Here is a 14,693-nt window from a genome sequence, read left to right on the forward strand (position 1 = left end):
TATGAGGATGACGACAAAACGAATGGGGCTTCTCGTGATGGCATACGGAACGCCGCGCAGCACCGAAGAGATTGAACCGTATTATACACATATCCGCCGTGGCCGCAGACCAACGCCGGAACTGCTGCAGGAGCTGACCGAGCGCTACGAAAAAATCGGAGGCATCTCCCCGCTCGCCCGCATTACGGAAGAGCAGGCCAAATCGCTTGAAATAGCGCTTAATCGTATGCAGGACGAATATGAATTCAAATCGTATCTCGGCCTAAAGCATATTACGCCGTTTATCGAGGACGGTGTAAAGCGTATGCACGCGGACGGCATCAAGGAAGCGGTGAGTATCGTATTGGCCCCCCACTACTCGACATTCAGCGCCAGATCGTATAACAGCCGCGCTCATGAAGAAAGCGGGAAACTCGGCGGTCCTGTTATCCATTCCATCGACAGTTGGCATGAAGAGCCTGCCTTCATCCGCTATTGGGCGGAGCAGTTGAAAGAAACTGTTGCGGCCATTCCGGAAGCGGAACTCGACAAAACCATTGTTATTTTCTCGGCGCACAGCCTGCCGGAAAAAATTATTCAGATGAATGATCCGTATCCGGACCAGATTGCAGACAACGCACGGATGATTGCCGAGAAGGCCGGTGTACCGCATTATACAACCGCCTGGCAAAGCGCGGGCCGTACACCGGAGCCATGGCTCGGTCCGGACATATTGGACAAAATGCGCGAACTGCATAGCGAAGGCTACACTACCATGGTGTTCTGTCCGATCGGTTTTGTATCCGATCATCTTGAAGTACTGTACGACAATGATTATGAGTGTAAAAACTTGGCTGATGAGTTAGGCATCCGCTACCTGCGCCCGCCGATGCCGAATACGCATGACACGTTTATTGAAGCACTCGCATCTGCCGTACTTAAGAAGCTAGAAGAAAGAAAGTGATGAATGATGAGCACGCAAGAAACCCTTATAGTCGCGATTGTCGGGGGCGGCATTACCGGATTGACAACCGCGTATTACCTGCAGAAAGCGATTCGTGAACAGAAGCTGCCCATCAACTATATATTGTTGGAAGCAACCGACCGTCTGGGCGGCCAGGTACAGACCGATTATACAAACGGGTTTGTTATAGAACGTGGGCCGGATTCTTTCCTGGCGCGCAAAACAAGCGCTTCTCGTCTGGTAAAAGAAGTAGGGCTTGAGGATGACCTGGTGCGCAACCAGACAGGACAAGCGTATATCCTGAATAATGACCGCCTGTATCCAATTCCGGGCGGTGCTATCATGGGTATTCCAACCAAGCTGGCACCGTTTGTGACCACCTCGCTATTCTCGCCAGCCGGAAAGATACGCGCTGCGCTTGATCTGGTACTGCCGCGCGGAGAACAAAAAGACGGAGATCGCTCGCTGGGTGAATTTTTCCGCCATCGTCTCGGTAACGAAGTAGTGGAAAACTTAATTGAACCCCTTTTGTCCGGTGTGTACGCGGGAAATATTGACGATTTAAGCCTAATGTCTACTTTCCCGCAGTTTTATCAGGTAGAGCAAAAGTACCGAAGCCTGATTCTTGGCATGCGGTCCACGACGCCGAAGCAACCCAGGTCTGCCGCTGATAAAAAAACGCCAAGCGCGTTTCTCACGCTAAAGGGCGGGCTTCAATCTCTCGTAGAGGCAATTGAACAAAGATTGGACCCTGCCTGTGTCCGCAAGAATATGGAAGTAGATAAAATTTCCAAGACTGATGAGGGATACTCGCTGCGCTTATCTGACGGTACCACCATTTCAGTCGATAGCATCATTATGACGACACCGGCGCAGACGACCCGTGAGGTGCTATGCGACTACCCATTTATCAACTTGCTCAAAGAGATGCCGACAACATCCGTGGCAACCGTTGCTCTTGCATTCACTGAATCGGCCATTCAACAGGATATCAACGGAACCGGTTTTATCGTCTCCCGTAATGCACACTATAACATTACAGCATGTACATGGGTGCACAAGAAATGGCCTCATACAACACCGAAAGGCAAAGTACTGCTGCGCTGTTTTGTAGGGCGTGCAGGAGAAGAAGAGATTGTGTATGAATCGGACGAAAAGATTATTAAAGCGGTGCTTACCGACCTGAATAAAATCATGAAAATTGATCAGGAGCCCGAGTTCTATCGTATTACTCGTTGGAAGCAAATCCGGCCTCAGTACGTGGTCGGCCATCAGCGGCGCATGGATAAATTAGAGAGCGAGCTAAACGCTCACCTGCCCGGCATTTTCCTCGCCGGTGCTCCGTACCATGGCGCCGGACTTCCGGACTGCATCGATCAGGGTGAGGCTGTCGTGAACAAAGTGCTGAAGTTCTTGCACATTCCGGAGCTTGTAGCTGAAACGATATGATTGTTATAACGAAAGCGACGAATTTCTTTATTCCGTCGCTTTCTTACTGTTTTTATGTAAAGAGGCGTCATACAGGACGCCCCATCCATGCGACTTTTTCATGTGTTATTTTCCGCTAAGCTGCTGCTGAGACATTTGCACCAAGCGCTTTGTGATTTCGCCGCCAACAGAGCCGTTAGAGCGGGCATATGTGTCAGCGCCCAGCTGTACGCCGAATTCGGCTGCAATTTCGTATTTATACTGATCAAGCAGTTGTCCCGCCTGCGGAACAAGCAGCTTGTTTCTTCCTTGTGCCATACTTCTTCACCTCCTGCTTGAAGTACTGTTAGTGTGTGTCGGAGGTGAAGTTTTATGAAGCGAACATGTTTCCAAGCAGGGAAAAGAGACACAGTATCATGTCTGTTCCTTTTCCTGGTTTTTGGAATGGTAAAAATTCTATATGGTTTTATCTGACGAGTGTGTAAACAAAAAAGGAGAGCGATGGAACTCTCCTCTAAAAAGCGATTGGTATTTAATCTTTAAACAAAAGGGATGCACCGGAAATGCCCGGGTCTGTCATTTCGTACGGATCAAGAATCAAATCCAGCTCTTCTTCCGTTAGCACATTATAGTATAAGCACAGCTCACGCACCGATTTACCGGTAAGAATAGCTTCACGGGCGATGCGTGCCGCTGTCTCATAACCGAGATGCGGATTGACGGCCGTGATAACACCCACACTTTTGTCCACGTATTCTTTTAGCTTCTCTTCATTGGCAACAATGCCTTCCACACAGTATTCACGGAACACGCGGAAGCCGTTATTCATAATGCTGATCGATTGCAGAAGATTGAAGACAAGCACCGGCTCCATTACATTCAGCTCCAGTTGACCGGCTTCGGAAGCGAGACAAATCGTATGATCGTTACCGATAACCTGGAATGCGATTTGATTGATAACCTCGGCCATAACCGGATTCACTTTCCCCGGCATAATCGAGGAGCCCGGCTGACGGGCCGGAAGCGAGATTTCACCCAGGCCTACGCGCGGGCCGGAAGCCATCAAGCGCAGATCATTCGCTACCTTCGACATATTCATCATACATACTTTCAGTGCAGCCGACACTTCCGTATACGCGTCCGTATTTTGCGTCGCATCCACCAAATGTTCCGCTCCGACAATGGGGAAGCCGCTGATTTCAGCGAGATGCTTCACAACGCTCTTAATGTAACGCGGATCGGCGTTTAAGCCTGTCCCTACGGCGGTGGCTCCCATGTTTACTTCGTACAGGTGCTGGCGGGATTGTTTAATGCGCTTCATGTCCCGCTCCAATACACGGCGATATGCTTCGAATTCCTGACCGAGACGAATCGGCACAGCGTCCTGCAGATGAGTACGCCCCATTTTGATAATATGATCAAATTCTTTTGCCTTTTTCGCAAACGTATCATGCAGTTCTTGCATGGTTGCCAACAGCTTTTCCAACATAGAAAGCGTCGCTAAATGAATCGCCGTCGGGAATGCATCGTTCGTCGATTGAGCCATGTTGACATGCGTATTCGGACTTAATTGAAAGTAATTCCCCTTCGCTTCCCCGATAATTTCAAGACCGCGGTTAGCAATGACCTCATTCGTATTCATGTTGATGGATGTACCGGCGCCCCCCTGAATCGGATCAACGATAAACTGATCATGCAGCTTGCCGTCGATAATTTCTTGCGCCGCCTGGACAATGGCATTGCCGAGGCGCGGATTAAGCTGCCCGGTCTCCATATTGGCGAGCGCGGCCGCTTTTTTTACCATGGCCATTGCCACAATGAGCGACTCGTGAATACGGTAACCCGTAATCGGGAAATTTTCCACCGCCCGCATCGTTTGCACGCCATAATAAGCGTGAATCGGCACCTCTTTTTCACCAAGGAAATCCTTCTCTATGCGGTAATTTTTGTCTTTCATATCTGGTAACATCTCCTATAGCGTAATATAAGGTTCATAGTTAGAAAAGAATTTGGATTAGCAGAAAACCAATGACCACAGCGGATGCAGTGGACACGAGACCCGGAATCATAAAGCTATGATTTAAAATATACTTTCCGATGCGTGTCGTACCCGTACGGTCAAAGTTAATCGCTGCGATTATCGTACCATAATTCGGGATAAAGAAGTAGCCGTTTACGGCCGGAAACATCGCAATAAGAAATGGAGCCGGAATGCCGAGCGCAATGCCAAGCGGCATAAGCGCACGAACGGTGGCGGCCTGGCTATAGAGCAGAATCGACAGCAGGAACAACGCGAAAGCGAACAACCAAGGTACGCTGGTCACCATACTCTTAATCGATCCACTGAGCAAGTCCATATTACCGGCAAAGAATGTATCGCCCATCCAGGCAATCCCAAAGATGCCGACAACCGCCTGTACACCGGCAATAAACACATTCCCTTTCACTACATCATCCACATTCACTTTGCACAACAGAATAATCAGTGCTGCAGTTGTCAGCATGACAATTTCAATTGCTACCGGCATTGCCATCCGCTCCAGTTTGCCTCCCGCATCCCATGCCGGACGAAGGTCCGGGAAGGTGCCAAGCAGCACCACGGCAAACGCCGCAGCCAGGAACAGGAAAACAGATAGCTTAGCCTGTTTGCTTACCTGCTGATGCGCTTGCTGCTGGTTCATCGGTGGAACGAGACCTGCTTCCATCCGACTTAAATATTCTGGATCTTTATCCAGATCTTTTCCCATCCGACTGGCAAACACGGCGCCAATCATACAGCCGAGGAAAGTAGCGGGTATACTAATGATTAGGATGTCAATTAACTGGATATCATATCCGGCGATAAGACCTAAGAGCGCTACCGTAGCGGCTGAAATCGGACTTGCGGTAATCGCCTGCTGCGAAGCGATAACTGCAATGGACATCGGTCTCTCCGGACGCACACCGGATTCACGCGCCACCTCGGCGATAACGGGGAGAACGGAATATGCCACATGTCCTGTGCCCGCACACAGTGTAAACAGATAGGTGACGATCGGTCCCATAAAAGTAATACGGGACGGATTCTTGCGCAGCATTCTCTCAGCAACCTGAACAAGATAGTCCATGCCTCCCGCCGCCTGCAACGCTCCCGCTGCCGTAATCACGGCAACAATCATCAGCATAACATCAATCGGTGGGGACGTCGGCTGTAGATGAAATACGAACGTCAGCACGGTCAATCCGACCCCTCCCATAACTCCAAGGCCCACTCCTCCAAGACGCGCACCAACAAAAATACTAAGAAGCACAACGAGGAATTCAAGCCAGAACATAAAAAACACCTCACAGTATAAACACAATCAAAAATATAATGAATGCCATAAGCAGGGTGTATTACTTACCGCATCTTCATTATACTTCCGGCTTTTTCCTGTGCACGTACAATATGTGAAAAAATGGTGAGCAAACAATTAAACATTATTCACAAACTAATTATGCACCGTGTAATATTAAGGTACTTCGTTATCCCCTATCCCAATCACGGATACGGCATCCTTATAGCAAAACAAAAAACCTGCCCATAGAAACAGGCAGGTCATTTTTTTACGGAAGTTTGCGTTTGTGTTATCGCAATCGGATTAGGGCCTGGTTTATCTCCGGCCATTTCGTTGTACTGCTGCACTTTTACGGCACCAAAGGCAAATACCGCAAAGAACATGCCCGACAACAAAACGCCCACGATGCTGTTTAGAAAACTTCCTTTCTTCGTGAAGACAGAAAGAAGAGAAAGTAACGAAAATCCCAGAAACACCAGCGTACAAAAAAAGCCCATCAAACTAATCGGTCCCCAGATCATCATGTCCACCCCGTTTCTCCTCTTCCATCTCTTTGCAATACAATATAAGTATTATATTCATAGTTTCCAGGAATTAATAACCATATAAAAAACAAGTCTTTATACCTTAATTATAGGTATTTTATCTCGACAAACAATAGGCTTTACGAAGAAAAGTGGATTTTCTGCGAATCCGGCTATGGATTCCCTTCGATTCTTACACGATTTTTTATACAATAAGATTGCTAACATAAAGTGGTTAGTAGACAAAGTAAGGAGGAACTGACTGTTGGAACTTGCGCAATGCATTCGAGACGTTCATGCCAGGATGCCCGAAGGGTACATCGAAATCCCTTCCACTCCATTGCTATTTAAGAAAGGGCATATTTATCCTGTATTTAAAGATGAAGCCAATAACTGGCTCACAACAGACGAGGAAGGATTCCAGCACATTGTCGCTTCAGGGGTTGAGCGTGTGCTTGAGGATTACTGGTTCTCCCGGCATTTCAAATTACTCTGACAGCGAATAGCTCCCGCCCTTGACCAACTGCTGCAGCAGCACATAGCGGCGCAGCGCGGTGAAATCCTGTTTTGTAATCGATAAGATTTCGCAGCCGTACCGGTATCCGTCATCGGCCAATTTCTCATGCCGAAGAATTGTTTTTGTTTTAATGGCTAAGTCAGGCACATCAAATAGAATATAATAAGAATGATTTACTTTCAGAGGATCGTGTGAGACAAATCCAAAGCCCTGTATACTTACATCAATAATACGAATACGTAAATCTGCAGGGATTTCATACACTTTTTCACTTAAATAGTCATTAATAAACGCCGACAGTTCGACTTTGACACGGGGCCACCTGCGCCGATTATTCGGAAAATTTGTCTCGAATAAAGGGACAAACAGGCAAATATACTTTTCACTTTTTTTTACGATTTTTACAGAAAACTTCCTGCCCCCATAAAAAAAAACGAGAAAATCACCCACCGTAAACGCTTCTGGATTTTTTACCTCAAGATACAGAAGCTCTCCTTCCGCCATCTCCATTCTTCCTAGTTCCAATTTCCCCCTATACTCAAATTGCACAATCTCCATATGTCTCACCTCATCCACCGCATAAAAATAAAAGCAAGGACTTCAGTGAAATTTTACCCAATAACAAGGAATTTTGGAATGGATAATAAGCTTCAATAATTTAGAGAAATATTGAACTTTTTATTCCAAAAAAGGATTTCCTATTGTTTTCATAGAATGTAATACTCTACCGGAATTACACCTTTTGTATCTAAGACTAACATCGTATTTATTTATTTCTTTATTTCATTTAAAATGCTTTTTATCTTTTATACATCCTGAAAAAAGAGAGAGTTAAGCGTGCGAAAAAAACAACCCCTTCTTATTGTCCTATGTCTCTTTTGTTGCCTGTTGTTTGCTTTGAGTTTCTTATTGGAAAGAAAGGTCTCTGCCGAAGAACGCTCTTCTGCCGCGTATCCGCTGGATGTGGATAAGGACGGCATGCAGGAATATCGGCTTGAAGCGAAAGGATGGATAACATCCGTTACACCCGTCGTCACATCTAATACGTATGAACATGCCGTTTACACTCATTATCATTACAAAAAAAATGGGCGTTCTTTCCACCTGACATTTGCGCAAATGGAAAACGGAAGCGTTCTCTATTTTGTCCGGTATACCGCTTCTAGTAAGGCCGAGCCCGTACAATTGCAGATTACCGCTCTGGATACAGACATCAATCAAACCGCCTGGCTTACCACCGGCAAGGAAAAGGGTTGGAAAAAAACATCACAGATTTCCGATTCCTTCTCTTCCTCGCTGTATATAGATGCAAATCATCTGTTCTATCGAATCGGCAAGGTCGATGCGCACAAGCCGCTCGGCTATACGGTATATACCGAGCAACCGCAGGCGGAGGCAAAGGTTAAACATATGAAATTGCGATTCGGCCACCTATTTTCCCTGACACTAAGCGCAAATGCGAATACCGAGTCCACCACCTGGGGGATGCTGTCTGCAGTACCGCTTATTCGTTGGGATAACCAGCAGGCTGCCGCCAAAGCTGCCCTGCTCGAATTTGAATATGACAAAAAATTGCGAGAAGACGGAGCGTACTACCTCAACGAGACGACATACCGACCGTATGAACCGCACTCTTTCTACCGAAATCCTGCCAACGGTGACGGTCTGCGTGCTCTTTCCTTCCTGTCCGGCCAGGAAAACGGCGTATGGTTCGTCAATGTCGCTTCTCATCTTGCTTATGCATCCCTTAGAACGCAAACTAGTGAAGGATATTGGGAAACACAGCCACGATCCGAGTGGCTGCACAAAGAATATAATATCGGGTACCGCTATATGGATAATCGCCGAAACGCTGACAATGCTACATTCCTTCTGCGCTTCAACCAGGCGATGCCGGATCCGGCCATAAAGCAGGCGCTGCGCAAATGGGATATGTATCTTGAACGCTATTCCACACAGCACGGCATGAAAGTCGGCCAAAACGGCCTCTTTCTGCCCGATTATGTAGGTGGTGCAGGCTCGAAACAAACGCATACCTCCCTGAACCATCAGGCTGCCAATATGAATTACCTGTACGAGGCATTCGTGTATGACGGCGATGAACAGAAGAAGCAGTTGGCCGATCGGTTGCTGGAGGGGATTGTGGCCACGAAAAACCGTTGGGTCAAGCCTGATCACAACCTATACTATGCGTTATACCCGAATTTGAAGCCGCATGCGTATCCGGACTATGCATATTTGACGAGAGATGACTTAGCGCTTTCCCAGTATTTACTCAATAAAATTTACGGAGAGCCCAACGCCGATTTGCAATTTTTAATCGACAGCAAGAATGAATGGCTGCGCACCCGCTGAAAAAAACGAGGCGGCACAGGAATACGACCTGGTCCCTCGTTTTTTGTGACATACACGGAAGTTGAAACTTTTTTTACGCTGGCACGTATGCATGGTGAGTACCGAATGAAGGAGGAAAAAACATGATTAAATTGCTGCTTGGCGGCATCGTCGTCGTAGTCCTGCTCGCACTCGTATTCGGCCTTCTGCTGGTAGGCGGATTGGCGATGGGCGCCCGAAAACTGATGGGCAAAGGCCGCGGCGGTTTCTCCCCTCGCTCCTATGGACACCGTCATTACAAAAAACATAAATACTCCAGCATGAGCTTTTTCAGCAGCTAACCACCTGTTTGTCGGTTTCTTCTATATTTAAAAACAAAGCCCCGCTCTGCCGATTCGGCAAAACGGGGCTTTCCTTCATTTATTCTACCGCTGTTTCACATACCGCTTGTCTTTCATGAACATGCGCCAAAAATAAATAAATCCCGGCATTAAAATCGCAAACCCGACAATATAAGAGGCGAACAGAGCACGGAACGTATTCGGGTGAGTAAAAGCGGATTCGATCGTGACATGCGGATATACGATATACGGCAGATGCGCTTTTCCGTATGCATAACTTGCCAGCAAGTACTGAGCCACAACACCAAGCACCGCAATACGGGGTCTTCCCTGCATATGTTCTTTCTGTCCGCCGGGCCACCAGAGAGCCGTATATCCGATAAGAAACAGGGCGGCGGAGAAAAGCAGCAAATTGATCTGCTGCAGCAAATTCTCATACAGCCACGCCGCCTCGCTTTTCATTGAAGCCACCAACACCAGCCCCATAAAAAAGGAAAGAGGTCCGTTTAAAATCGCGTCGCGCCGATACAGTCGGTACGCTTCCTGCTCACTCGCTACACGTGAATAGTCCGCAAGCAAGAGTGAGGATAAAAAGAACGTGGTGCTGATGGCGAATGCCATATACGAAAGCCCGCTGGCGCTCGTCAACAGCTTGCCGAGCAGCAATTCTTCATACCCGTTCGCCGTACCGATAAATCCGCCCTGGGTTATGGGAAGCACCAGAATGAGCAGGGCGGGAATAAACAACCCGCTGATGCCTGAAACAATGGCGAGCTTTTTTTCGTACCCTTCCATCGAGTGCGAATAGACAAGGAATGCGCTGCGAATCGCCAACAGAAGCAGGATTAAGCTTCCAGGAACCAGCAGCACTGTTCCGAGCGTAAATGTGGCACCCGGGAAGAAGCTTACCAGCGCGACAACGATGAGTACGACAAATGTGTTCGTCACTTCCCACGAAGGAGAAAGATACCGGTTGGCGATATTGGTCGCTTTGCTCTGTTCATGGTTGCGGTATATCATCGACCAGAAACCGGTTCCGAAATCGATGGACGCAGCGACCGAATACACGAAGACGAACAACCAGAGTATGGCAATAGCAATGAGTTCATCGCTCACCGACCGCACATCCCTTCCCATTTTATTGTACTTCTCATGAACCGATCGCGCTCCCTTCCAGCTCCTTCTCCAGAGGATGACGCCTGAAATAATGGCGCAGCACAACCACGGTCGCAATGCCCAATATGAGATAAATGGTGACGAATAGCGCAAAAAGCAGACCGATGTTACCCGTCTGCGTCACCGAATCTGCCGTCAGCATCGTCCGGTACAGCACCCAGGGCTGGCGTCCGGTACAGGCGAAAATCCAGCCGAACTCGATCCCCATCACGGCGAGCGGTCCGGATGCGATAAACAGCCACATCAACCAGTGCGGAAACGCCTCCCGCTTCAACAGATGACGCCAGGCAAAACCGATAATCGACAGCAAAATCAACAGCGATCCGATGCCTACCATCCCGTTGAACAGCGTATGTACATACAGCGGCGGCCAGTATTCCCGCGGAAAGTCGTTAAGACCTTTCACCACTTCATCGAACCGGTTACCCGCAAGAAAACTCAGCGCCCACGGAATTTCAACCGCATACTTAACACTTTGCGTCGCTTCATCCGTATAACCGCCAATCGCAAGCGGCGCATAGGCCCGCGTCTCAAACAACCCTTCCGCGGCCGCCAGTTTCTCCGGCTGATACTCGTGCAGCATCTGCGCGGATTCGTGGCCGTTGAGTGCCGTCCCAACGGAGAATAAACCGCCGATCGCAAGCGACATCATCAGCGCTTTGCGGTGAAATAAAAACGCTTTCCCCCTGCTTTTGTGCTTCAGCATTTTAAATGCAGCCACCGAAGCAATGACAAATGCGCCCGTCATATATGCGGAGAGTCCGACATGGACCGCTGAGACTGCAAAGCTCGGATTGAAAAATCCCGCCCACGGATCGACATCCACGATCTGACCGTTCTCAATTCTGAATCCGGCGGGCGTTCCCTCAAACGCATGCACATTTGTAATGAGTACGGCAGAAGCCAGGGCTCCAAGCGCCACAAGGCTTACGCTAAGAATTCGCATCCCCGCGGAAAGCCGGTCCGCGGCATAGACATAGATCGACATAAACAAGGCTTCCAGCAGAAATGCGAAAATCTCAATCTGGAACGGCAGTGCAATCACTTTGCCCACCACTTCCATAAAACCGGGCCAAAGCAAGGATAGCTGTACGCCCGCTATCGTGCCTGACGGAATCGCCACGCCCAAAAGCACCGCGAATCCTTTCGTCCAGCGCTGAGCCATAATGCTGTAATCTTTGTCTTTCTTCCATTGATACATAATCTCCGCCGCCAGAATCATCAGCGGAAGCCCTACGCCGAGCGTGGCGAATATAATATGAAACCCCATTGTGGTCCCAAACATTGCCCGTGCCAATTGTAAATCCGTCACTATCGTCCGCTCCTCTCGTCTGGTATCACTTCCCTTTTAGTATTTGTTTTTCCAACGGAAAGATGTATGAAAATAAAAAACACCCGCCAGGAGCGCTTGACTATACGTCCCCGACAGGTGTCTCTATACTTTTTATAGTGTGAAACGCCGCAATTGCTGCTGCATTTCTTCGGCCAGATTTGCGAGCGAATGCGAAGAAGCCGCGATTTCTTCCATAGACGATAGCTGCTCGTCTGTCGCTTTGGAAATGCTCTCCAGGCTCTGATTGTTTTCGGTTGTCCTCTTGGCGATATGATTCATCGCTGCCACCACTTCTTCCGTACTGGCAGCAATTTGTTCGGTCGAGGCGGAAATCTCCTGGATTTGTCCCGTAACTTCCTGTACGGCTCTATCGATATCCAGGAACGATTCACCCGCGGCAGTGACGGTATGAATACCGCCCTCAACTTCTGACGCTCCCTGTTTCATGGCATTCACCATGCCCTCAATCTCGCGCTGGATACGGTGGATTTCCTGCTCGATGCGGTGAGATGCTTCACCGGTTTGGTTTGCCAGCTTACGCACCTCATCCGCCACTACAGCAAAGCCGCGGCCCTGATCTCCTGCTCTTGCCGCTTCGATCGCCGCGTTCAACGACAGCAGATTCGTCTGCTCTGAAATTTCATTAATGAACGCTACAATCGTTCCAATTTCTCGGGATCGTTCGCCCAGCATCTCCATCTTCTCATCCAGTTGCCGTACCGTTCCATGAATGGCGCTCATTTTCTCCGATACTGTCTCGATCGCGTGCTTGCCTTCGCCAGATAATTGACTGGCACGTACCGCCGAGTCCGATACGGTTTCGGCACGGACGGCAATATGCTGAACCGCCGTCGCCATTTCCTTGACTGTGTTCGAAGTCGCCGCTACCCGTTTTTCCTGGCTTCTATATTCTGCTACGACCCGGTGTACAATACTGGCAATGCGCCCGCTCGCTGATTTTGTCTGATCCGAACTGGCGCTTAATTGCTCGGAAGAGGCAGCCAGGTGCTCTGCCGTATCATTCATGTGAGCTACGATGTTCCGCAGGGATTCATTCATTTGGTTAAAACTATGGCCCAACTGTCCGAATTCATCCCTTGATTTGACATTCATTTGTGTGCGTAAGTCACCTTCTTTAATTTTATGTGCACCCATCATTAGTTTTTTAAGAGGCGCCGTCATGGAAGAAACGAGAAAATACACAAGAACGACGCCGATTACAGTCGTCAGCGGAACCACAACCAGCATCGTGTATAGTATCGGACGCGCCGCATCATCTGTTTCCCGCTTCAGCATGGCTCCGCCAATCTTCCAGCCGGTCTCCGCATTGGACACATATGTTACCTTTTTCTGTTCCCCTTCTATCAGAGCTTCGTACTCTCCTGCCGCGGTTTGAAGCATCGGCTGAAACCAGGAAGCATCCTTTATCCTTTCTCCTGCCTGATACTCCGGATGGACGATAACGTTTCCGTCTTTGTCTGTAATAAAAGCGTATCCGCTTTTCCCGACCTGAACCTGCTTCGTAATGTCCGCCAGCTTCTTCAGACTGACATCCATTCCGACAACGCCCTTTCCGTCCCTGGTCATCCTGGCAATGGTGACGACCATATTTTTTGATGAAGCGGCAATATAAGGGCTTGTCACTATGGTTTCTTCAGGACTGCTTACCGCATCTTTATACCACGGACGCTGTCTTGGATCGAATCCTTTTTTCATCTGGGTCATCGGCCATTTGATAAATACGCCCGCTTCTGTCCCGATGTATGTACGCTCAAGCATAGGCTGTGTTTCCTGAAACTTCGTTAGTATCTTTCTTACAGCCGGATCGTTTGCGGATTGAATGGCGTCTGCCTGAAGATATCCCGCCAAAAACTCGACTTCCTGCTTCTTGGCCTCCAGCATTTGATTAATCGTATGGTTAAGAAGCTGCACATTCTGCTTTGCTGCTTCCGTCAACTGATTCTCTACTTTGGTTCGCGCCGTCTGATAGGAAAAAATGCCAATGAGAAGACTTGGCACCAACAAAGTTATTGCAAAAGCCACATTTAACTTTGCTCTCAAACCCCATCGAACGCTGTCTTTTTCTTTTTTCATTATGTCGTATCCCCTTGTGCGCTATAAAAGAACCGATTTAGAATCTTTATTCCTAATTCATAAGGTCTAAAAATTCCATAGATAAAAATATACCGCACAATTACATAAGTCAACCAATTTTTCCATTTTTTTAATAGTTTTTATAGTCTGATTATATTACTCCCGGGCTATCTTTATTTTCTCCTCCAGTCAAAATATTAAATAAATAACCTTTATACTAAACAAGCCCCATAAGATTTGCTCTCCCGGGGCATTTCTTTTTACCTTTTTACTGTACCTTCATTCTTTTGGTAAAACTCATGAAATAGCTTTAACAGTGAAGGAAATTTCACGTTACAGACAGAAATATACAATTTGGTACATTTATAATAAAAGGAATGGTTGTATATGAGTGGTAAGGAATTAAATTACGGAATTGTCGTATTACTTGAGTTTTATCGAGAAAAACGCAGGGAATTAGCCAGCGATTTATACTCTATTGTTGGCAAGTATTCCGAAAATGTAAAAATTAAAGATGTTAAGATAGGCATTCAAAATGCTTACAAATCTTTTGAGACAGAAGTTCTTGGAATGGATACCGAATAAAAATTTATAATACGAAAAGAGTCTAGAAATAGACAAGCCGATGTCTCTTATATTAAGGGATCATCGGCTTTTATTTCGCAAGTAGCTGTTACTTCTTAATT

Annotated in this window: 14 protein-coding genes; 6 read left to right on the forward strand and 8 right to left on the reverse strand. The window is 47.7% G+C overall.

The genetic code is table 11. The features are described from left to right. Window positions 1-7: 7 nt before the first annotated feature. Both hemH and hemY read left to right on the forward strand, forming a co-directional pair. Window positions 8-943, forward strand: coding sequence for a ferrochelatase (hemH, locus tag ADA01nite_RS10455; protein WP_146809907.1), 936 nt, complete (start codon window positions 8-10; stop codon window positions 941-943). 6 nt (window positions 944-949) lie between these two features. Then, on the forward strand, window positions 950-2,392 hold the full coding sequence (gene hemY, locus ADA01nite_RS10460; RefSeq protein WP_146809924.1) for a protoporphyrinogen oxidase: 1,443 nt from the start codon (window positions 950-952) through the stop codon (window positions 2,390-2,392). A 105-nt stretch (window positions 2,393-2,497) separates the two neighbouring features. Here the strand turns inward: hemY and ADA01nite_RS10465 are convergent, their stop codons facing one another. The 4 genes from ADA01nite_RS10465 to ADA01nite_RS10480 all read right to left on the reverse strand — a co-directional run bounded on the left by ADA01nite_RS10465 (window position 2,498) and on the right by ADA01nite_RS10480 (window position 6,218). Then, window positions 2,498-2,689 carry an alpha/beta-type small acid-soluble spore protein gene (locus tag ADA01nite_RS10465; protein ID WP_146809908.1) on the reverse strand — a complete coding sequence of 64 codons (192 nt, stop codon included), beginning with the start codon at window positions 2,687-2,689 and terminating at the stop codon, window positions 2,498-2,500. A gap of 214 nt (window positions 2,690-2,903) precedes the next feature. Then, on the reverse strand, window positions 2,904-4,328 hold the full coding sequence (gene aspA / locus ADA01nite_RS10470; RefSeq protein WP_146809909.1) for an aspartate ammonia-lyase: 1,425 nt from the start codon (window positions 4,326-4,328) through the stop codon (window positions 2,904-2,906). A 40-nt stretch (window positions 4,329-4,368) separates the two neighbouring features. Next, window positions 4,369-5,685 carry an anaerobic C4-dicarboxylate transporter family protein gene (locus ADA01nite_RS10475; protein ID WP_146809910.1) on the reverse strand — a complete coding sequence of 439 codons (1,317 nt, stop codon included), beginning with the start codon at window positions 5,683-5,685 and terminating at the stop codon, window positions 4,369-4,371. 263 nt (window positions 5,686-5,948) lie between these two features. Further along, complete coding sequence (locus ADA01nite_RS10480) at window positions 5,949-6,218, reverse strand: hypothetical protein (RefSeq protein WP_146809911.1); 270 nt, start codon at window positions 6,216-6,218, stop codon at window positions 5,949-5,951. A 259-nt stretch (window positions 6,219-6,477) separates the two neighbouring features. On the opposite strand from ADA01nite_RS10480, the gene ADA01nite_RS10485 reads away from it, so the two are divergent. Then, a complete protein-coding gene (locus tag ADA01nite_RS10485; RefSeq protein WP_146809912.1) occupies window positions 6,478-6,708 on the forward strand; it encodes a hypothetical protein in 231 nt (76 codons plus the stop codon). Here ADA01nite_RS10485 and ADA01nite_RS10490 read toward each other — a convergent pair. Continuing rightward, a complete protein-coding gene (locus ADA01nite_RS10490; RefSeq protein WP_146809913.1) occupies window positions 6,700-7,287 on the reverse strand; it encodes a PilZ domain-containing protein in 588 nt (195 codons plus the stop codon). The two genes, ADA01nite_RS10485 and ADA01nite_RS10490, sit on opposite strands and share 9 nt — an antisense overlap. Window positions 7,288-7,638: 351 nt before the next feature. Here ADA01nite_RS10490 and ADA01nite_RS10495 point away from each other — a divergent pair, with 351 nt between their 5' ends. Both ADA01nite_RS10495 and ADA01nite_RS10500 read left to right on the forward strand, forming a co-directional pair. Then, a complete protein-coding gene (locus ADA01nite_RS10495; protein WP_146809914.1) occupies window positions 7,639-9,084 on the forward strand; it encodes a hypothetical protein in 1,446 nt (481 codons plus the stop codon). A gap of 122 nt (window positions 9,085-9,206) precedes the next feature. Next, the gene (locus ADA01nite_RS10500; protein ID WP_146809915.1) at window positions 9,207-9,404 is read left to right on the forward strand and encodes a hypothetical protein; all 198 of its coding nucleotides are present in this window, start codon (window positions 9,207-9,209) and stop codon (window positions 9,402-9,404) included. An 84-nt stretch (window positions 9,405-9,488) separates the two neighbouring features. Here ADA01nite_RS10500 and ADA01nite_RS10505 read toward each other — a convergent pair whose 3' ends face one another. The 3 genes from ADA01nite_RS10505 to ADA01nite_RS10515 all read right to left on the reverse strand — a co-directional run bounded on the left by ADA01nite_RS10505 (window position 9,489) and on the right by ADA01nite_RS10515 (window position 14,007). Beyond that, window positions 9,489-10,520 (reverse strand): cytochrome d ubiquinol oxidase subunit II, encoded by a 1,032-nt coding sequence (locus ADA01nite_RS10505; RefSeq protein WP_246147298.1) that lies wholly within the window; start codon window positions 10,518-10,520, stop codon window positions 9,489-9,491. 34 nt (window positions 10,521-10,554) lie between these two features. Continuing rightward, window positions 10,555-11,892 carry a cytochrome ubiquinol oxidase subunit I gene (locus ADA01nite_RS10510; RefSeq protein WP_146809917.1) on the reverse strand — a complete coding sequence of 446 codons (1,338 nt, stop codon included), beginning with the start codon at window positions 11,890-11,892 and terminating at the stop codon, window positions 10,555-10,557. 132 nt (window positions 11,893-12,024) lie between these two features. Next, window positions 12,025-14,007 (reverse strand): methyl-accepting chemotaxis protein, encoded by a 1,983-nt coding sequence (locus ADA01nite_RS10515; protein WP_146809918.1) that lies wholly within the window; start codon window positions 14,005-14,007, stop codon window positions 12,025-12,027. Window positions 14,008-14,394: 387 nt separating this feature from the next. On the opposite strand from ADA01nite_RS10515, the gene ADA01nite_RS10520 reads away from it, so the two are divergent. Next, entirely contained in the window at window positions 14,395-14,592 is a 198-nt protein-coding gene (locus ADA01nite_RS10520) for a hypothetical protein (protein ID WP_146809919.1), read from the forward strand. The last annotated feature ends 101 nt before the right edge of the window (window positions 14,593-14,693 follow it).

The sequence above is a fragment of the Aneurinibacillus danicus genome (assembly GCF_007991215.1).
In the GTDB taxonomy this organism is placed as follows: domain Bacteria; phylum Bacillota; class Bacilli; order Aneurinibacillales; family Aneurinibacillaceae; genus Aneurinibacillus; species Aneurinibacillus danicus.